Below are 17,818 nucleotides of genomic sequence, written 5' to 3'. Positions count from 1 at the left end.
GGAGGTAAGGGTTGAGCGACTCCGGCCGCCAGCGTCAGATCGTCGAGCTCTTGCGGGACCGGCCTTTCGCATCGGTGCGCGAGCTGCAGGAGCGGCTTGGCGTGTCGGCGGCGACAGTGCGGCGCGACATCGACAAGATCGACGAGGCCGGCGAAGCGCGCAAGGTCTATGGCGGCATCTCGGCGCTCGATGGCGTTTCGCAGGCCGGCGTCGCCTATGCCAGGCCCTATGACGAGAACCGCGACCTCGCCGTCGAGGCCAAGCGGCAGATCGCCGCTCTCGCCGCCACCATGGTGCGCGACGGCGACGCGGTCATCGTGCATGGCGGTTCGACCTGCTTCCATCTCGGCGTCAAGCTCGCCGACCGCAACATCCGGCTCTACACCAACTCGATGCCGCTCGCGGCCTATCTCAGCGACCACGGCCATTGCAGCCTCACCGTCGCCGGCGGCGAACTGCACCGCGAGCCGGGCATCATCCATTCGCTGACGCAGACGGTGCCGTTCTACGCCTCGAAGTTCTTTCTCGGCGCGCAAGGCATCGGCCAGGAAGGTCTTCTGGAATCGCACCCGCTGCTGGTCCGCTCGATCGTCGAGCTCAGCCTCTGCGCCGACCAGATCGTCGTGCTGGCCGACAGCCGCAAACTGTCGATCCACGCGCGCAACGTGGCACTGCCGCTGCCGCGGATCGGCACGCTGATCACCGATGACGGCCTGTCCGACGCCGACGCGCGCATGCTCGAAGATGCCGGCGTCGCGGTGCGGATCGCCGCTTCCTCGGGAGGCGGCCAATGAACATCGCCGTCCTCGATTTCGGCAAGACCAATTCGAAGCTGTTCGTCTTCGGCCAGGACGGACAGATCCTCGACGAGCGCCGCACCCAGCCGAGCTGGATCCGCAAAGGCGGCTTCAGCGTGCTCGACGAGCCAGCGCTGCACGACTGGGCGGCCCGCGCCATCGATGAGGCGGTTGATGCACATGGCGTGGAAGGGCTGATGGTATCCGGCCATGGCTGCACTTTCGCGCTGGTCCACGACGCCGCGCTAACGCATCCGATCCTCGATTACGAGCAGGAACCGCCGGCCGAAATCGCCGCGCGGATCGATCGCCGCATTCCGGATTTTGCCGAGACTTTTTCACCGCGCCTGCCGCTTGGCTTCAACTATGGCCGCCACATGTTGTGGCTGAAGGAGGTGGAGCCTGGGGCTTTCGTCGCAGCGAAATCGATCCTCGGCTACCCCCAATATTGGAGCTGGCGCCTTGGCGGCCGGCCGGTATCGGAAGTTTCGTATCTCGGCTGCCATTCGCATCTGTGGGCGCCGCGTAAGCGCGATTTCAGCTCGCTGGTCGATGCCGAGGGCTGGCGCGGCCAGATGCCGGCCTTCGAGCGTGCCGGCGCGGTGATCGGCGAGCAGCGCTTCGGCCACGCCGCGAAGCTGGTCGTCATCCATAATGGCGTCCACGACAGCAATGCCGCGCTCCATGCCTACCGCCGGCAGCAGCTTGGGCCGGTGACGGTGGTCTCGACCGGCACCTGGGTGGTCGTGCTCAATCCGGACTGCCCGCTCGATGCACTCGACGGCGAGCGCGACATGCTGGTCAATGTCGATGTCGATGGCGGCCCGGTGCCAACCGTCCGCTTCATGGGCGGGCGCGAATTCGCGACGATCAGCGCCGGCTGGCAGGGCGCAATTGCGCCGTCATCGATACAACGGGTGATCGACGCCGGCATCATGGCGCTGCCGAGCTTCGCGCCCGGCGGCCCAATGCCGCACCGCCGCGGCGAACTGGTCGGGCGTACGCCCAATGCCGAGGAACGCGCGGCCATGGCGCTGCTCTATGTCGCGTTGATGGTCGATCTGTGCCTCGAGCTGATCCAGTCGGACAATACGGTGATCGTCGACGGCGGCCTGAACAATGGCGGGCTGCTTGCGGCGTTGCTGGCGCAGCTGCGGCCCGGGCAGGCCTTCCTGCAGGGCGCAACGCTGGAGGGCAGTGCCACCGGTGCTGCCGCACTTGCCTTCGAAAGTGTCGGACGCGAATTTGCGACCGAAGCGCCGGAGGCGGTGCATGCGGCAAGCTTCAGCGGCCTTGCCGGCTATCGCAACGACTGGCGCGGCCTCGCCGCCGACCGGGCTGTGGCCAGCGCAGCCTCGGGAGGTACGCGATGAGCGCCATCGCCCGGATCGAGACAGTGCGCCAACCGGTGCTGGAGATGCGCCACATCTCGAAGACGTTCGGCCCGATCCGCGCCTTGCACGATGTCTCGCTGGCGGTTCACGCCGGCGAGCTGCACGCGCTGATGGGCGAGAACGGTGCCGGCAAGTCGACGTTGATGAAGGTGCTGTCCGGCGCCTACCGGCCGGACCCCGGCGGCGAAATCCTGATCGACGGGGTGCCGGCCGCCACCGGTGATCCGATCAAGGCACGCGCCGCCGGCATTGCGGTCATCTATCAGGAGCTGTCGCTGGCGCCCAATCTGACGGTGGCGCAGAACATTTTTCTCGGCAACGAGCCGCGACGCTTTGGCGTCGTTGATCGCGAGCAGTGCAATCGGCGCGCCAGCGAGATCGTCGCGCGGCTCGGCGTGACCTTTTCGGCGCGCACTCCGGTCGCCAGCCTGTCGCTCGGCGAACGCCAGCTGGTGGAAATCGCCCGCGCGCTGTCGACCAATGCGCGCATCATCGTCATGGACGAGCCGACCACGTCGCTGACCTCGCGTGAGACGGACCGGCTGTTCGAGGTGATCGCGACGCTGAAGTCGCAAGGTATTGCCATCATCTACATCAGCCACCGCATGGAAGAGGTCTACCAGCTCGCCGATCGCGTCAGCGTGCTGCGTGACAGCGGCTATGTCGGCACGCTCGACCGCGCCGACCTGAACGCCTCGCGCCTGGTATCGATGATGGTCGGGCGCGATCTATCGACCTTCTACAAGAAGGATCACCGTCCGCCGGACAGCAAGCGCGCCGTCGCGCTGTCGGTGCGCGGCATGTCGGATGGCAATCTCATAAAGAATTGTTCCTTCGACCTCCACAAGGGCGAGGTGCTGGCACTGGCCGGCCTGGTCGGCTCGGGCCGCACCGAGCTGGCACGGCTGATCTTCGGCGCCGACAGGCACACATCAGGCACGCTGGAGCTCGGTTGCAAACCGATATCCATCGGTTCGCCAAGCGAGGCGCTCGACACCGGCATCGCCTACCTGACCGAGGACCGCAAGCAACTTGGCCTGTTCCTCGACATGTCGATCTCCGACAACATCAGCATGGGCGTGCTGGCAAAGGACGCGAAGGCCGGCGGTCTGCGCGACTTCACGGCCGCCGAAAAGCGCGCCGCCAAGGCGGTGTCGGACCTCTCCATCCGCACCAACTCGGTGCAGGCCAATGCCGGCTCGCTGTCGGGCGGCAACCAGCAGAAGGTGCTGCTCGCCCGCCTCCTGGAAACAGAGCCGCAGGTCGTCATCCTCGATGAGCCGACCCGCGGCGTCGATGTCGGGGCGAAGTCGGAGATCTACCGCCTGATCGACAATCTGGCCAAGAAGGGCATCGCCATCCTGATGATCTCCAGCGAACTGCCGGAGGTGATCGGCATCGCCGACCGCGTGCTGGTGATGCGCGACGGCACCATTGCCGGCGAGGTGACGGCGTCGGAGGGCGAGCCGCTGCGGCAGGAAGCGATCATGGAACTTGCAACGGGAGCGGCTCAGCGATGACCGACAAGGTGGCCGACACGATGAAAGCGGGCGACCGAGCGGTCGGCAGGAGCACGAGGTGGCGCACCGCCATCGCCGCACTCGGCATGCTGCCGATCCTGATCCTGCTGGCGGTCGGCTTCCAGTTCATCAACCCGCGCTTTTTCACCCAGACCAATCTGCTGATCGTCATGCAGCAATCGTCGATCAACATCGTGCTGGCGGCCGGCATGACCTTCGTCATCCTGACCGGCGGCATCGACCTGTCCGTCGGCTCGATCCTTGCCGCCTCGGCGATGGTGGCAGTGATGGTGTCGCTGGTGCCCGATTGGGGACTGCTGGGCGTGCCCGCGGCCATTCTCGTCGGGCTCGGTTTCGGCGTCATCAACGGGCTGCTGATCGCCTATATCAGGCTGCCGCCCTTCATCGTCACTCTGGGGTCGCTGACCGCCGTGCGCGGCGTCGCCCGCCTGCTCGGCCAGGACACCACGGTGTTCAACGCGGACCTGCCGTTCGACTTCATCGGCAACGGTTCGCTGTTCGGCATTCCGTGGCTGGTCATCATCGCGCTGGCGGTCGTCGTGCTGTCCTGGCTGGTGCTCAAGCGCACCGTGCTCGGCACCTGGATCTACGCCGTCGGCGGCAACGCCGAGGCCGCCAGGCTGACCGGCATCAAGGTGCCGCTGGTGCTGCTCTTCGTCTACGGCGTTTCCGGCCTTCTGGCCGGCCTTGGCGGCGCCATGTCGGCGGCTCGGCTCTATGCCGCCAACGGGCTGCAGCTCGGCCAATCCTACGAGTTGGACGCGATCGCCGCGGTCATCCTTGGTGGCACCAGTTTCGTCGGCGGCGTCGGCTCGATCTGGGGCACGCTGATCGGCGGCCTGATCATCGCAGTGCTCTCCAACGGGCTCATCCTCGCCGGTGTTTCGGACATCTGGCAGTACATCATCAAGGGATTGGTCATCATCGTGGCGGTCGCCCTCGACCGTTACCGGCTCCAGGCAGGAGCAAGAACGTGATGGCCCTTAGTCGCCGGCATCCAACGAGCCGGTTTCATGTGTAACGCACCGTGAGAGGCGCGGGGCATCAGGAGGAAAATAAAGCAATGAAGACCATCGCTAAACTGCTCGGCGGCGTCGCCCTTGCGGCCGCAATCATCGCGCCGGCATCGGCCAAGGATCTGAACAAGGTCGGCATCTCGGTCGGCCTACTCGGCAACCCGTTCTTCGTCGCCACCATCAAGGGCATCGAGGACGCGGCCAAGAAGATCAACCCGAATGTGCAGGTGACGTCGGTATCGGCCGACTACGATCTCAACAAGCAGGTTTCGCAGGTCGATTCCTTCATCGCCGCCGGCGTCGATGTCATCATGCTCAACGCCGTCGATGCCAAGGCGATCGCGCCGGCGGTCAAGAAGGCGCAGGCGGCCGGCATCGTCGTTGCCGCTTTCGACGTTTCGGCGCCGGGCGCCGACGTCACCGTGATGACCAACAATGTCAAGGCCGGCGAAGAGGCGTGCCAGTATCTGGTCGATCATACCGGCGGCAAGGGCGACTACGTCATCCTCAACGGGCCGGCCTCGTCGTCGATCCTGGAGCGGGTCAAGGGCTGCAAGGACGTGCTGGCAAAACATCCCGACATCAAGATCCTTTCCGACGACCAGAACGCCGAAGGTTCGCGCGACGGCGGCCTGAAAGTGTTCCAGTCGCTGCTGACCCGTTTCGACAAGATCGACGCGGTGTTCGCCATCAACGATCCGACGGCGATCGGCGCCCAGCTTGCGGCCAAGCAGCTCAACCGCTCGGAGTTCATCTTCACCGCGGTCGACGGCGCGCCCGATATCGAGAAGGAACTCGCTTCCGGCACGTCGATGATCAAGGCCTCCGCCTCACAGGATCCCTATGTGATGGCCGGCCAGTCGCTGACGATGGCGGCTGACCTGCTTGCCGGCAAGAAGCCGGCGGAGCCGACGGTGCTGCTCGACCCGAAGCTGATCACGGCCGACAATTTGAAGGATTACAAGGGCTGGACCGCGGCTCGCTAAGCCTCCCAAGCCTAGTGCGGCCGGCATGACCGGCCGCACCTTTTTTGTCCGAGCAACCGATTGCCAAAAACCGATTTGGACTTGGGTCCGCCCTGCAATAACCGGAGACAATCATGTCGCGCATCGGAATCCACTCATTCGTCTGGTCGGCCAGCTCGGCGCAGGGCGACCTGGAGCGGACGCTCGCCAACACCAGGGAAGCCGGCTTCGACCTGATCGAATTCTCCTATCTCGACCCCGCCAATGTCGACATTGATGGCTTGGCCAAGCGGATCGCCGACCTCGGCCTCGGCGTTGCGATCAGCATTGGACTGCCGGCCGACGGCGATATTTCGAGCGCCGACAAAACGATTGCCGCGCACGGCGTCGAAATCCTGAAACGTACGATCGCGCTGACCCGCGATCTCGGCGGCCAGAAGGTTGCCGGCATCCTCAGCACCAGCCACGGCTTGCAGAGCGAGGCACCGACGCGCGACCAGTGGAACCGCAGCGCCGGCACGCTGGCCGCGGTGGCGGAGACGGCAAGATCAGCCGGCGTCACCCTCAATCTCGAGATCGTCAACCGCTTCGAAAGCAACCTGCTCAACACCGCCGCGCAAGGCATGGCCTTCATCGCGGACAGCGGCTCCGACAACATCTTCCTGCATCTCGACAGCTTCCACATGAACATCGAGGAGGCCGATGTGGGCTTGGCCATTCGCAACGCCGCAAGGAAGATCGGCTATGTCCATATCGGCGAGAGCCATCGCGGTTTCCTCGGCACCGGCAATATCGATTTCGCCGCGATATTCGATGCGCTGACCGCCATCGGCTACAGCGACGACCTCAGCTTCGAATCCTTCTCGTCGGAAATCGTCGACGAGAACCTGTCGCGGAAAACCGCGATCTGGCGCAATCTGTGGACGGACAATATGGAGCTGGCCAAACATGCGCGCCGCTTCATTGCGCTCGGACTGGAGACGGCACGGCGCAAGGCCGAGCTTGTTTCCGCAACGCACCGGCCTTGAGCCCTCACGGTTCCGAAAGCATTCTGGCTAGGCCGGAGGCGCTGTATTAGCCGGCAAAGCGCGGCCCAAGTTCCTCGATGCGGCGGATCATCGCCTGGAAATCCTCCGAAATGCGCTGGTGCAGGTGAACCGCCAGCTCCGGGTATTCCTCGAGGATGCGGCGGAACATCTTGCGGCTGAGCCTCAGCACTTCCGAATCGATTTCGGCGGAGGCGCTGGTCAGCCGATTGGTATCGGCGATCAGCGCGAGTTCGCTGAGCATGGTGCCGGGGCCGGCGGTGCCGATCGGGATGCGCTCGCCATTGTGCTCGCGGTAGAGGACGATGCGGCCGCTGACCACGATATAGGCCGACTCGGCCGCGTCGTCCTCGCGGTAAAGCTTGTGGCCGGCTTGCAGCATGGTGGTTTCGGCGCCGAAGGCAAGCAGACGCAGCTGTTCCTGCGTAAAGCTCTCGAAGAGCCTCACGGTGGACAGGATGCGGATGTCGTCATCCAGCGCCATTTAGCTATGTCCCCGAACCGTCAGTCCGACTCCTCCCCTACGAGGCCGATCCAGAACCACCTCCAGCCTCAGGATCGTACCCGAAAAGCGCCCCGCCCGGATCGCTTATTTGAATAATGAAATGTTTAAGGAACCAGCTTGTAGCCGCCGCTTTCTGTCACGAGAATTTCCGCGTTGGAAGGATCGCGCTCGATCTTCTGGCGCAGCCGGTAGACGTGGGTTTCGAGCGTATGCGTGGTGACGCCGGAATTGTAACCCCAGACTTCCTCCAGCAGCACGTCGCGGGTCACCACCTTCTGGTCGGCGCGGTAGAGATATTTGATAATCGAGGCTTCCTTTTCGGTCAGCCGCACCTTGGCGCCGCGCGGATCGATCAGAAGCTTCTGGCTCGGCTTGAACGTGTAGGGGCCGACCGAGAAAGTGGCGTCCTCGCTCTGTTCGTGCTGGCGCAGCTGTGCGCGGATACGGGCCAGCAGCACGGCAAAGCGGAACGGCTTCGTCACATAGTCGTTGGCGCCGGCCTCGAGGCCAAGGATGGTGTCGGAATCGGTATCATGGCCGGTCAGCATGATGATCGGCGCCTTGTAGCCGCCCTTGCGCAATATCTTTACCGCCTCGCGGCCGTCCATGTCGGGCAGGCCGACATCCATGATGAGCAGATCGATGAGCCCGCCGCGTGCCGTGGCGACCCCTTTGGCGGCGGTCGCTTCCTGCAGGACATCGAATTCCTCATAGAGCGACAATTGCTCGACGAGGGTGCCGCGCAGGTCGTCATCGTCGTCGACGATCAGAATGGTGCGTGAAGTCATGGATCAATCCGTTGTTTTGAAAAGAGATTTCAGTTGACCGCTGCCTGTTTATGCGGAAGCTGACCGGCACAACAGCCGTTCACAGTGATTTGTTCCGTGGCACGATCATACAAGAAAAAACACGATCGCAATGCAGTCGGCGCAATTTTGCCGAAAGGGCTCACCGTGCTCACCGTGCGGGCGCGGCCCGGCCAGCCCAGCCAGGGCTTTCTGCAGGCCGGCAAACTCGTGTTTCGATGTGCGCTGGGGCATGGCGGCATCTCGGCCGGCAAGCGCGAGGGCGACGGCGCCACGCCGCTCGCCTCGATGCGGATATTGTCGGGATATTTTCGCGGCGACCGTTTTGCCGGCGGCCGCCGGACGCGGCTGGCGATGACGCCGATCGGCCGCGACCTCGGCTGGTGCGAGGTGCCCGGGGACCGCAACTACAACCGTCCGGTCAAAATCCCCTATGGCGCCAGCCATGAGCGGATGCTGCGCACCGACGATCTCTATGACGCCTGCCTGGTGCTGGACTGGAACATTGTGCCGCGCCGGCGCGGCCGCGGCAGCGCCATCTTCTTCCACCTGGCGCGCCCCGGCTTCACGCCGACGCAAGGCTGCGTCGCGGTAACAGCCCGCACCATGGCGCGGCTGCTACCGCTGCTGTCGGAGCGAACGGTGGTGAGGGTGGTGAGGTAAGGGGAATAGGGAGTAGGGGAATAGGGCAGTAAGGGTAAGACAGGCGCGGGCGCGCCGCTTAGCTTTTCCTACTGCCCTACTGCCCTACTGCCCTACTGCCCTACTGCCCTACTGCCCTACTGCCCTACTGCCCTACTCCTCTGCCATCCCGTGTCGAGAAGCCCGAGCCGGCCGAGTTCGCGGTCCATGGCGCGTGCGATGTCCTTGCGTTCGCCGCCGATATCGCGCAGCTGGCGATCGGAGAGATCCTCGACATTCTCGTAGGGAAGACTGACCGCGATTTTTGCGTGCCGAAGCCAGTCAAGCACGGCGCGCAGCCAGGCCGGGCGGAGGGTAACAGGGCGCAAGGCGATGTCAGACATGGTGCAATCCGCTTCTCCGGATATCAAATCCGGTTTGATGTTTCTTCGATGTTCGGATCATGACGGATTGAAATTCAAACGGGAAACGAGTAGTTTTTTCTACGTCTTCAAGTTTTGTTTGAGGATTGGAATGCTCGACCGAACCCTCCTCGTCTGGTACTGATGGCGCGCCTGCTGCCTGGAACCCGTGCGCTGCGGACGCTTGAGGCAGCGGCCCGGCACCTCAATTTCACCCGCGCCGCCGACGAGCTCGGCCTGACCCCGGCAGCGGTCAGCCACCAGATCAAGGAAATCGAGGATCAGCTGGGCATCGTGCTGTTCACACGCACCAGCCGCATGATCCGGCTGACGGAGGCGGGCGCGGTGCTGTTCGAGGCCTCGGCCGATGCGCTCGACCTGCTTGGCCGGGCCGTCTCACGGGCGCAGAAGACGGCGCGCGGATCGGCGCTGCTGAAGGTCACCCTCGATGCGCAATTCGCGACGAAGTGGCTGATGCGGCGCGTCGACGATTTTCGCAAGCAGCATCCGGCGATCGAGCTGCGTTTCGACATCAGCTACGAGGTGCGCGACTTCGATCGCGACGACGTCGATCTCGGCATCCGTTTCGGCACTGGCAAATATCCGGGGCTTCGCTCGCACCGGCTGTTCGAAAACGTCATCATTCCCGTCTGCAGTCCGGCCTTGCTGCGGTCAGGGCCGCCGCTCAAGGAACCGCGCGACCTGTTCCATCATACGCTGGCCCATATCGAGTGGTCGCGCCAGGGCGTCACCTGGCCGAATTGGAGCATGTGGATGGCAGCGGCGGGCGTCGACGACTACGACCACAGCCGGACCATCGTCTTCGGCAATTCGACCGATGCCGTTCAGGCCGCGCTCGACGGCAACGCTGTTGCGCTCGCCGACTTCGCCATGGTGGCAAACGACCTGTCCGAAGGTCGGCTGATCCGGCCCTTCGAACTCGGCATCAAGGTCGCGCCCGAATTCGCCTATTTCCTGGTCTATCCCGAAAGTGCGGCGAATGACCCGCGCATCGTCGCCTTTCGCGATTGGCTTCTCGAGGAAATCGCCAAGACCCCGAGCTGACGGTCAGTCGGCCGCCGCGCCGAACCAGCCGATCACCGCGCCGATGAGAAGCAGCACGCCCAGCCAGTGCCCGACATCGATGAGCGTCAGATCCCAGCCGAAACCTTCGTAGCGATGGTTGACCGAAAGCGTGGTGGCGACGAACCCCAGCCAGAGAACGAACCCGAAGATCACCCCGGCAAGCAGGCTCGGTTCGCCGCCGGTCACCGCGCCGATGATCAGCGACATGACCAGCGCCATGACAAGCTCCGCAATGAAGGAGACGACGAAGGGCAGCATCGATTTGCTCATCGTCGCCGGATCAAGCTTGGCGGCCTTCAGCCACGGCTTGCTCAAGCCCATATACCAGGCCGCGCCGAACAGCCACGCCACGACGGCGGCGACGATTACCGCCAGCCAATTGATTGCTGAAAAATCCATGATTCCCTCCGGTCCATTGCGCGAGGGAACGCCTGTTCGGCGACGCCGTCAAGCAAGGCGCCAGATGGTGGTGCGCTTGACCTCGGCGTCCTCCAGCGCCCGCGTCACCGCCACTTCGTAGACGGCAAGCGGCTCCAGCCCCGCCTTCGGCAGATAGGAACGGCCGGGATCGCCGACGAGGATGTGGGCGCCGCGCGCCTTCAATGCCCTGAACCACGGCATCAGCCTGTCGGCGAAAGTTTTGTCGTAGAAGACGTCGCCGGCCAGCACCAAATCCCAACCCGCATCGGGGCCGATGCAGTCGCCGGCGAGGAATTCTATCTCGGCCCCATTGGCCTCGGCGTTGAGGCGGATCGCGGTCGCGCAGAACGGGTCGACATCCGCGGCGATCACTTTGGCAGCTCCGGCCTTCACCGCGGCAATGGCGACCAGGCCGGAGCCGGAGGCGAAGTCGAGCACGCGCCTGCCGTGCACCGCCGCCGGATTGTCGAGGATGTAGCGGGCTAGGCCTTGGCCGCCGGCCCAGGCAAAAGCCCAGAAGGGCGGCGGCAGGCCGATTTCGGTCAGCTCGTCCTCGGTCCGCTGCCATAATTCATGTGCCTCGTCGGCCAGGTGCAGGCGGATCTCCGGCACATGCGGCGGCGCCATCAGCGCCGTGTTGTCGAGGATGAATTTCCTGGCGCTGTCCGGCGTCAGCGCCGTCATGGCGCCGGCGTCAGGCCGCCCATGCGGCAAACCTCCTGCCATTCGGCCGGCGTCACCGGCTGCACGGACAGCCGCCCGAGCCGCACCAGCGCCATGTCGGCCAGCTTTGGATTGGCCTTGGCCTGCTCCAACGTCACCGGCTTCGGCATGTCCTTGAAGGCGCGGATATCGACGCATTCCCAGCGGGGATCGTCGGTGGTGCTGTCCTGATGGGCCAGAGCGCAGACTTCGGCGATGCCGACGATGTCGAGCCCGTCATTGGAATGATAAAAAAAGCCGAGATCGCCGATCTGCATCGCCTTCATGTTGTTGCGCGCCGCATAATTGCGCACGCCGTCCCATTGCGTGCCGGCCTTGCCCTTGGCCTTGAGGTCCTCGAAGGAGAAGACCGAAGGTTCGGATTTGAACAGCCAGTATTTCATTGCTTTGCTCCTCCTCAGGGATCGCCGCGACTAAAAGCGCGTCGCGTTCGACCGGCCTTGTGCGACGCGCTTTAGATTCTTGTTTTATGCATGTCGTTATCGCAAAACCGCTGCACCTTTTGCGCGACATGCATCAGATATCCGCCGGCTTGTTGAAGCTCCAGTTCCACTGCCGGATTTCGACGCTTTCGAACAGCCCCGCCTTGGTATAGGGATCGGCCGCCGACAGGGCTTTTGCCGCAGCGAGATCGGGCGCCTCGACAACGACGAGGCTGCCGTTCGGCTTGCCGTTAGCGTCGAGGAACGGGCCGGCGAAGGCCAGTTTCTTGTCGCCGTTCAGCCCTTCCAGAAAGGCAATGTGCTCGGGCCGCGTATCGAGCCGCAGCTGCAGGCTTCCTGGTTTGTCCTTGCAAATCAACGCAAACAGCATCTTTCCATCTCCGCAATCGTTCGGGATTACATGTCGGTTTCGGTCTTGAGCGGCCTTGTCATCAACGCCGACACAGCCTGGTCTATGGTTATGGTGCCGTCCAGTATGGCGGCGACGGCGGCGATGATCGGCGCGTCGATGCGGCGCTCGCCGGCGATGCGGGCGGCGATTGCGGCCGTCGGCACGCCTTCCGCCAAAGGCAAGCCGGCAAGCGGCTTGCCTTGCCCCAGCGCCAGCCCATAGGCGAAATTGCGCGACTGGGCGGACGAGCAGGTGAGCAGCAGGTCGCCGAGGCCGGAAAGCCCCATCAGCGTCTCCGGCTTTGCGCCAAAGGCGGCGCCGATGCGGCGCAACTCGACGAAGCCGCGCGTCACCATCGCCGCCTGGGCGCTGGCGCCTAGCCCGGCGCCGGTGACGGCGCCCGCGGCAATGGCAAAGACGTTCTTCAGCGCACCGCCGATCTCGACGCCAATCAGGTCGTCGCTCGAATAACAGCGCAGGTTTTCAGCCGAGAAACGGGCGGCAAGGTCGGTCGCCAGAGCCTCGTCGCGGGCGGCGACCACGACGGCCGTCGGCAGGCCCCTGGCGACATCGGTGGCAAAGCTTGGGCCGGACAAAGCGGCGACCGGATTTGCCGGCAGGATTTCCTCGGCAATGGACGACAGCAGCGCGCCGGTGTCGCGCTCGATGCCCTTGGCGCAGAGGACCAGCGGCACGCTTCGCGGCATATGGGCTTTTGCCGCCGACAGCATGGCGCGCAGCGACTGCGCCGGCGCCACCGCCAGCACGCAGTCGGCGCCGTCGAGCGCGGCCTCGATGTCGCTCGTCGCCACGATGCCGGGATCGAGCGCGATGCCCGGCAGATAGCGCGGATTTTCGCCACGGTCGATCGCCGCGACGGTCTCCGGGTCGCGCGCATAGAGGCGGACAAAATGACCGGAGCGCAGCATGGCCAGCGCCAGCGCCGTGCCCCAGGCGCCGCCGCCGAGCACGGCGACACGCCAGCCGCTTGGCGCCTTGTGCCCGCTGCCGGTCATGCCTTGGCCCCACGCCGGCCCGAGCCGACCATCGGGGCCGAGACGCTGTCCAGCGGCCAGCGCGAGCGCGGCACGAACTCGGCGTCATTTTCGCCTGATATGCCGGCGCGCAGGCGCTCGATGCCGGCCCAGGCGATCATCGCCGCATTGTCGGTGCAGAGGTTAAGCGGCGGCGCCACGAAGCTGAATCCGGCCTGCTCGCACAGGCCCTGCAATGTCGCTTTGATCGTCCGGTTGGCGGCGACGCCGCCGGCGACAACCAGCGCAGGCTCCGCCTTGTCCGGGAATTGCTGACGGAACCTGGTCAGCGCCCGCGAAACACGGTCGCCCAGCGCATCCGCCACCGCCGCCTGGAACGAGGCGCAGATGTCGGCGACGTCCTGATCGCTCAGCGGGGCAATCGCCGTTGCCGTCTGGCGCACCGCGGTCTTGAGGCCGGAGAAGGAAAAATCGGGCTGCGCCGAACCCTTCATCGGGCGCGGAAAGGTAAAACGCGCCGCATCGCCATTTGCCGCCGCCTTCTCGACACTCGGTCCGCCCGGATAGGGCAGGCCGAGCATCTTGGCCGTCTTGTCGAAGGCTTCGCCAAGCGCGTCATCGATGGTCGTCGCCCAGCGCTGGTAGTCGCCGACGCCGCGTACGGCGACGATCTGCGTATGGCCGCCGGAGACCAGCAGCAAGAAGTAGGGAAAATCGAGCCTGTCGGTCAGCCTGGCGGTCAGCGCGTGGCCTTCAAGATGATTGATGGCGATCAGCGGTTTTTTGGCTGCCGCGGCGATTGCTTTTGCCGTCATCAGGCCGACGATCAGCCCGCCGACAAGACCGGGACCGGCGGTCGCGGCTATCGCATCAATGTCGGCGAGGTCGACGCCGGAATCGGCCAGCGCTGCCTCGATGATGCCATCGAGCGCCTCGACATGGGCGCGCGCGGCGATCTCCGGCACGACGCCGCCGAAAGCGGCATGCTCCTCGATCTGGCTGAGCACGATGTTCGACAGGATTTGCGGCGTGCCGCGGCCGTCCAGCGCCACCACGCTGGCGGCGGTCTCGTCGCAACTCGTCTCGATGCCCAGAACGCGGATCAATTCGTCGCTGTCCTCGATGATTGTGCAACCGGCCTTTCCCCGATAGGAGAAAGCCCGAAAACCTGCCGGGGGTTATCACGGACGGCGCGTCATGCAAACAACCTTGAAAATCGGAACACGCGGCAGCCCGCTGGCGCTGGCGCAGGCGCATGAAACGCAGGCGCGGCTGATGGCCGCGCATAGCATGCCGGCCGAAGCATTCGAGGTGGTCGTCATCTCGACCAGCGGCGACCGCATCCAGGACCGGCCGCTGTCGGAAGCCGGCGGCAAGGGCCTGTTCACCAAGGAGATCGAGGAGGCGCTGCTGGCGCGCCGCATCGACATCGCCGTGCATTCGTCGAAGGACATGCCGACGCTGTTGCCCGAGGGGCTGGAACTCAGCGCCTTCCTGCCGCGCGAGGATGCGCGTGACGCCTTCATCGGCAGGGCGGCGCGAACGATTGCGGGCCTGCCGCAAGGCGCCAGGGTCGGCTCGTCGTCGCTGCGGCGCCAGGCGCTGATCCGGCGGATGCGGCCGGATATCGAGGTGGTGATGTTTCGCGGCAATGTGCAGACGCGGCTGCGCAAGCTCGACGAAGGCATCGCCGACGGCACCATCCTCGCCTATGCCGGGCTGAAGCGGCTCGGGCTCGAAGATGTGGTCACCGACCTGATGCCGCTCGACGTGTTTCCGCCGGCGCCGGGGCAAGGCGCGATCTGTATCGAAAGCCGCATCGGCGACCGCGACGTGGAACAGATGCTGGCAGCGATCCACGACGGGCCGACCGGCGAGGCGCTGGCCTGCGAGCGCGCCTTCCTGGCGGCGCTCGACGGCTCCTGCCGCACGCCGATTGCCGGTCATGCGACGACGATATCGGGCGGAACGGTTTCCTTTGCCGGGCTGATCATCTCGCCCGATGGCACGCAGTCGCATGAAGTCAGGCTGCAAGGGCCGGCGCAGGAGGCGGCGCGCATTGGCGCGGAAGCCGCCGCGACCGTTCGGGCCAAGGCCGGCGAAACATTCTTCGACGGCTGGACCTGACATGCTCCGCGTCCTGGTGACGAGGCCCGAACCGGGCGCCTCGCGCACGGCGAGCCGGCTGGCGGATGCCGGCTTTCAGCCGATCCTGCTGCCATTGACCGAAACCGTGGCGCTGCCGGTCAACGCCGGCGCGCTCACTGACGCCGCCGCAGCGGTTGCGGTCACCAGCGCCAATGCCGTTCGCCATGCGCCGAAAGAAGTGATCGCGGTGCTCGCCGGCGTGCCGTGCCACACCGTCGGCAGGAAGACGGCGGAAGCCGCCCGCGCGGCCGGGTTTCTGTCGGTCAACGAAGGTCCGGGAAATGCCGAGGCGCTGGCCGATGCACTTGCTGGCAGTTACGCGGGGCAGACCATCGTCTATCTCTGCGGGCAGGTACGCTTTCCAGGCTTCGAGGAGCGGCTGTTTGCGTCGGGCATTCAGGTTCGCGCCGTCGAGACCTACGACACCGTTATGCTGGATTACTCCGACGAGGCCGTGCTTGCGCGCCTGTACGCCCGACCGGTCGCGGCGGTGCTGCTCTATTCGGCCAAGGCGGCCACGGCGATGCAGGCCCTGGCTAGCCGGCCGGCGCTGCGTGGCCTTTTTCAGGACACGCGCTTTTTCGCACTGTCGGGGCGCATTGCCGCGGCCTTGGGCGATGTCGCCGAGATCCGGATTGCGCCGGAGCCCAGCGAGGATGCCTTGCTGGGGCTTTTGCGGGCGCCGCGCTGACCGGCAGCTTGGCCGGCAGCACCAACGTGGACGATTGCCCTCGAGCCAGATTTTGTTCTTGCTTTGTGCCGGCAGCTATGCTACTAATTTGGGTATGGTGCTGATTCGCCCCAATGACCCGCCACAGAGGCGGGTTTTTCATTTCTGGTTCCGCATGGCATCTCCCAAAACCGCTGCGGCGTTTTGCCAAAACTGAACTCCAAAGCCTGGCGTCATCACGCCGCCCCTTTTCACCGCTTGGTGATGTGCTAGACCCTTTCAACCATCCCGAAGCGAATTTTGCGGAGCCCGAGCATGGTCAAGACGCCGAAGGTGCGGCATTCCAAGAGCCGCCGTGAGCCGGCGACCATCGAGCTCGAGCCCGGCGCCGTCTCGCGAGTCGCCGAAGAACAGGATGCCAGCACGCAGCAGCCAGCCGCGGCGCCGACCGACGAGGCACGGGCCGAGGAAGCGGCGAACGCCTCGCAGCCGGAGCCGCCTGAAGAGCCGGTGCATGCCGACCAGACCGATCTTGAGCCATGGGAACATGCCGACGCAGCCGCGCCGGCCGGCACGGAAGAGCCGGCGGATGCCGGCACCGATTCTACCAGGGAAAGGGAAACCCCTTATCCTGCCGGTTCGGATGCGCCGTCCGGACGCTCCACGGTTTCCGACTACAGTTTCGAGGATGCATCCAGCGCAACCGGGGCCGACGAACCGGGGATCGCAGGCCCCGGCGAGAAGACAGCTGAGACGAGGGACGACCATATGGCAGTGCAGCCGAAGCGGAGCGGCATCAACGCCATCGTCGCCGGTATTATCGGCGGCGTCATCGCGCTGGCCGCCGCCGGCGGGCTGCAATTTGCCGGCCTGCTCGGTGCGCCAGGGTCGGGCGGCGTCTCGCTCGACGCCGTCAATGGTGAGATCGCTTCGCTGAAACGCGAGGTCGCGGACCTCAGACAGGCCGGCGCCAACAATGACGCATCGGCCAAGGTGGACGGGCTGTCGTCGGCGCTGGACCGGGTCAGGGCGGACGTCGCGGCGCTGAAATCGACGGTCGAGCAAGGCGGCGCCGGCGACAATGCCGGGCTTGCGGCACTTGGCGACAAGGTCAGGCAGATCGAGACGGCGGTCGCGGCCCTCGGCAAGGCCGGCGGCACGGCGCCGGTCGATCTCGGCCCGCTCAACGAAAGGCTGGCTGCGCTCGACGCGCTGGTGAAATCCGCCAGCGACACGGCAAAGGCGCAGGAAGGCCGGCTTGCGGCGCTGGAACAGTCGGTTTCACAGCTATCGGGCAAGGTCGATGCACAGGCTTCGCAGCCGAAGATCGCGCTGGCCATTGCCGCCTCGGCGCTCAAGGCAGCGCTCGACCGCGGTGCCCCGTTCGCCGCCGAGCTCGAAACCTTTGCCACGATCTCACCCGATGCACCCGAGATCGCGACGCTGCGTGCCTATGCCGAAAAAGGCGTCCCGACGCGCGCCGAGATCGCCGCCGAAGCGGACGCCGCCGCCAACGCCATGGTCGCTGCCGCGACGCCCGTCGACCAGAATGCCGGCATCCTGCAAAAACTGCTGTCGAGCGCCGAATCGCTGGTCAAGGTCAGGCCGATCGGCGCCGTCGAAGGCACCGGCGTTCCGGAAACCGTTGCCCGCATGGAGGTCGCCGTCAACCAGGGCGACTACGCCAAGGCGCTCAGCGAATACGAAACCCTACCTGAGGCGGCCAAGTCCGCCGGCGCCGACTTTGCCGGCAAGCTGAAAGCGCGGATGGAGGTCGAGACACAGATCGATTCCCTCATCGCCGGCGCAATGAAGGCGTGAGGAACCCA

Annotated in this window: 20 protein-coding genes; 11 read left to right on the top strand and 9 right to left on the bottom strand. The window is 65.2% G+C overall.

What is annotated here, in order from left to right:
• Positions 1-11 precede the first annotated feature (11 nt).
• The 6 genes from AC0L2P_RS14175 (at position 12) to AC0L2P_RS14150 (ending at position 6,741) form a co-directional block, all read left to right on the top strand.
• Positions 12-794, top strand: coding sequence for a DeoR/GlpR family DNA-binding transcription regulator (locus AC0L2P_RS14175; protein WP_473501883.1), 783 nt, complete (start codon positions 12-14; stop codon positions 792-794).
• A complete protein-coding gene (locus tag AC0L2P_RS14170; RefSeq protein WP_473501882.1) occupies positions 791-2,170 on the top strand; it encodes an FGGY-family carbohydrate kinase in 1,380 nt (459 codons plus the stop codon). Before AC0L2P_RS14175 ends, AC0L2P_RS14170 begins: the two co-directional genes overlap by 4 nt.
• Positions 2,167-3,711: a sugar ABC transporter ATP-binding protein gene (locus AC0L2P_RS14165; RefSeq protein ID WP_473501881.1), complete on the top strand. Its 1,545-nt coding sequence runs from the start codon at positions 2,167-2,169 to the stop codon at positions 3,709-3,711. Before AC0L2P_RS14170 ends, AC0L2P_RS14165 begins: the two co-directional genes overlap by 4 nt.
• A gap of 20 nt (positions 3,712-3,731) precedes the next feature.
• Positions 3,732-4,709, top strand: a complete 978-nt coding sequence (locus AC0L2P_RS14160; protein WP_473502027.1) for an ABC transporter permease subunit — start codon at positions 3,732-3,734, stop codon at positions 4,707-4,709.
• Between the two features lie 86 nt (positions 4,710-4,795).
• Positions 4,796-5,734, top strand: coding sequence for an ABC transporter substrate-binding protein (locus AC0L2P_RS14155; protein WP_473501880.1), 939 nt, complete (start codon positions 4,796-4,798; stop codon positions 5,732-5,734).
• Positions 5,735-5,847: 113 nt separating this feature from the next.
• Positions 5,848-6,741, top strand: a complete 894-nt coding sequence (locus AC0L2P_RS14150; protein ID WP_473501879.1) for a sugar phosphate isomerase/epimerase family protein — start codon at positions 5,848-5,850, stop codon at positions 6,739-6,741.
• Between the two features lie 46 nt (positions 6,742-6,787).
• On the opposite strand, the gene AC0L2P_RS14145 is transcribed toward AC0L2P_RS14150, so the two are convergent.
• On the bottom strand, positions 6,788-7,243 hold the full coding sequence (locus AC0L2P_RS14145; RefSeq protein WP_473501878.1) for a Crp/Fnr family transcriptional regulator: 456 nt from the start codon (positions 7,241-7,243) through the stop codon (positions 6,788-6,790).
• A gap of 125 nt (positions 7,244-7,368) precedes the next feature.
• Positions 7,369-8,052 carry a response regulator transcription factor gene (locus tag AC0L2P_RS14140; protein ID WP_023680479.1) on the bottom strand — a complete coding sequence of 228 codons (684 nt, stop codon included), beginning with the start codon at positions 8,050-8,052 and terminating at the stop codon, positions 7,369-7,371.
• Positions 8,053-8,196: 144 nt separating this feature from the next.
• Between AC0L2P_RS14140 and AC0L2P_RS14135 the strand changes: the two genes are divergently transcribed.
• Positions 8,197-8,733: a L,D-transpeptidase family protein gene (locus AC0L2P_RS14135; RefSeq protein ID WP_473502026.1), complete on the top strand. Its 537-nt coding sequence runs from the start codon at positions 8,197-8,199 to the stop codon at positions 8,731-8,733.
• Between the two features lie 116 nt (positions 8,734-8,849).
• On the opposite strand, the gene AC0L2P_RS14130 is transcribed toward AC0L2P_RS14135, so the two are convergent.
• A complete protein-coding gene (locus tag AC0L2P_RS14130) occupies positions 8,850-9,095 on the bottom strand; it encodes a hypothetical protein (RefSeq protein ID WP_473501877.1) in 246 nt (81 codons plus the stop codon).
• Positions 9,096-9,257: 162 nt separating this feature from the next.
• Between AC0L2P_RS14130 and gcvA the strand changes: the two genes are divergently transcribed.
• Positions 9,258-10,178, top strand: coding sequence for a transcriptional regulator GcvA (gene gcvA / locus AC0L2P_RS14125; RefSeq protein WP_473501875.1), 921 nt, complete (start codon positions 9,258-9,260; stop codon positions 10,176-10,178).
• A 3-nt stretch (positions 10,179-10,181) separates the two neighbouring features.
• Here gcvA and AC0L2P_RS14120 read toward each other — a convergent pair whose 3' ends face one another.
• The 6 genes from AC0L2P_RS14120 to tsaD form a co-directional block, all read right to left on the bottom strand.
• Positions 10,182-10,598 carry a DUF1761 domain-containing protein gene (locus AC0L2P_RS14120; protein ID WP_473501874.1) on the bottom strand — a complete coding sequence of 139 codons (417 nt, stop codon included), beginning with the start codon at positions 10,596-10,598 and terminating at the stop codon, positions 10,182-10,184.
• 48 nt (positions 10,599-10,646) lie between these two features.
• Positions 10,647-11,303, bottom strand: coding sequence for a class I SAM-dependent methyltransferase (locus tag AC0L2P_RS14115; protein WP_473502025.1), 657 nt, complete (start codon positions 11,301-11,303; stop codon positions 10,647-10,649).
• Complete coding sequence (locus AC0L2P_RS14110; RefSeq protein ID WP_473501872.1) at positions 11,300-11,725, bottom strand: EVE domain-containing protein; 426 nt, start codon at positions 11,723-11,725, stop codon at positions 11,300-11,302. The genes AC0L2P_RS14115 and AC0L2P_RS14110 overlap by 4 nt, the downstream gene beginning before the upstream one ends.
• A 133-nt stretch (positions 11,726-11,858) precedes the next feature.
• Positions 11,859-12,155: a YciI-like protein gene (locus tag AC0L2P_RS14105; protein WP_473501871.1), complete on the bottom strand. Its 297-nt coding sequence runs from the start codon at positions 12,153-12,155 to the stop codon at positions 11,859-11,861.
• A 26-nt stretch (positions 12,156-12,181) separates the two neighbouring features.
• Complete coding sequence (locus AC0L2P_RS14100; RefSeq protein ID WP_473501869.1) at positions 12,182-13,192, bottom strand: NAD(P)H-dependent glycerol-3-phosphate dehydrogenase; 1,011 nt, start codon at positions 13,190-13,192, stop codon at positions 12,182-12,184.
• Positions 13,189-14,274 (bottom strand): tRNA (adenosine(37)-N6)-threonylcarbamoyltransferase complex transferase subunit TsaD, encoded by a 1,086-nt coding sequence (tsaD, locus tag AC0L2P_RS14095; RefSeq protein WP_473502024.1) that lies wholly within the window; start codon positions 14,272-14,274, stop codon positions 13,189-13,191. The genes AC0L2P_RS14100 and tsaD overlap by 4 nt, the downstream gene beginning before the upstream one ends.
• A 94-nt stretch (positions 14,275-14,368) precedes the next feature.
• Here tsaD and hemC point away from each other — a divergent pair, with 94 nt between their 5' ends.
• From hemC to AC0L2P_RS14080, 3 genes are all read left to right on the top strand, one after another.
• Positions 14,369-15,298: a hydroxymethylbilane synthase gene (gene hemC, locus AC0L2P_RS14090; protein WP_473501868.1), complete on the top strand. Its 930-nt coding sequence runs from the start codon at positions 14,369-14,371 to the stop codon at positions 15,296-15,298.
• 1 nt (position 15,299) lies between these two features.
• Positions 15,300-16,010 carry a uroporphyrinogen-III synthase gene (locus AC0L2P_RS14085; protein ID WP_473501867.1) on the top strand — a complete coding sequence of 237 codons (711 nt, stop codon included), beginning with the start codon at positions 15,300-15,302 and terminating at the stop codon, positions 16,008-16,010.
• Positions 16,011-16,304: 294 nt separating this feature from the next.
• Complete coding sequence (locus AC0L2P_RS14080) at positions 16,305-17,810, top strand: COG4223 family protein (protein WP_473501866.1); 1,506 nt, start codon at positions 16,305-16,307, stop codon at positions 17,808-17,810.
• Positions 17,811-17,818 lie beyond the last annotated feature (8 nt).

The organism is Mesorhizobium sp. WSM4836 (assembly GCF_055811815.1).
Note: the sequence above shows the minus strand (reverse complement) of the source record. Positions and strands in the feature narration are given on the sequence as shown.

Coding starts and splice junctions, on each gene's coding strand:
- AC0L2P_RS14170 (WP_473501882.1), top strand. CDS start 791: ATGAACATCGCCGTCCTCGATTTCGGCAAGACCAATTCGAAGCTGTTC.
- AC0L2P_RS14165 (WP_473501881.1), top strand. CDS start 2,167: ATGAGCGCCATCGCCCGGATCGAGACAGTGCGCCAACCGGTGCTGGAG.
- AC0L2P_RS14160 (WP_473502027.1), top strand. CDS start 3,732: ATGAAAGCGGGCGACCGAGCGGTCGGCAGGAGCACGAGGTGGCGCACC.
- AC0L2P_RS14155 (WP_473501880.1), top strand. CDS start 4,796: ATGAAGACCATCGCTAAACTGCTCGGCGGCGTCGCCCTTGCGGCCGCA.
- AC0L2P_RS14150 (WP_473501879.1), top strand. CDS start 5,848: ATGTCGCGCATCGGAATCCACTCATTCGTCTGGTCGGCCAGCTCGGCG.
- AC0L2P_RS14145 (WP_473501878.1), bottom strand. CDS start 7,243: ATGGCGCTGGATGACGACATCCGCATCCTGTCCACCGTGAGGCTCTTC.
- AC0L2P_RS14140 (WP_023680479.1), bottom strand. CDS start 8,052: ATGACTTCACGCACCATTCTGATCGTCGACGACGATGACGACCTGCGC.
- AC0L2P_RS14130 (WP_473501877.1), bottom strand. CDS start 9,095: ATGTCTGACATCGCCTTGCGCCCTGTTACCCTCCGCCCGGCCTGGCTG.
- gcvA (WP_473501875.1), top strand. CDS start 9,258: ATGGCGCGCCTGCTGCCTGGAACCCGTGCGCTGCGGACGCTTGAGGCA.
- AC0L2P_RS14120 (WP_473501874.1), bottom strand. CDS start 10,598: ATGGATTTTTCAGCAATCAATTGGCTGGCGGTAATCGTCGCCGCCGTC.
- AC0L2P_RS14115 (WP_473502025.1), bottom strand. CDS start 11,303: ATGACGGCGCTGACGCCGGACAGCGCCAGGAAATTCATCCTCGACAAC.
- AC0L2P_RS14110 (WP_473501872.1), bottom strand. CDS start 11,725: ATGAAATACTGGCTGTTCAAATCCGAACCTTCGGTCTTCTCCTTCGAG.
- AC0L2P_RS14105 (WP_473501871.1), bottom strand. CDS start 12,155: ATGCTGTTTGCGTTGATTTGCAAGGACAAACCAGGAAGCCTGCAGCTG.
- AC0L2P_RS14100 (WP_473501869.1), bottom strand. CDS start 13,192: ATGACCGGCAGCGGGCACAAGGCGCCAAGCGGCTGGCGTGTCGCCGTG.
- hemC (WP_473501868.1), top strand. CDS start 14,369: ATGCAAACAACCTTGAAAATCGGAACACGCGGCAGCCCGCTGGCGCTG.
- AC0L2P_RS14085 (WP_473501867.1), top strand. CDS start 15,300: ATGCTCCGCGTCCTGGTGACGAGGCCCGAACCGGGCGCCTCGCGCACG.
- AC0L2P_RS14080 (WP_473501866.1), top strand. CDS start 16,305: ATGGTCAAGACGCCGAAGGTGCGGCATTCCAAGAGCCGCCGTGAGCCG.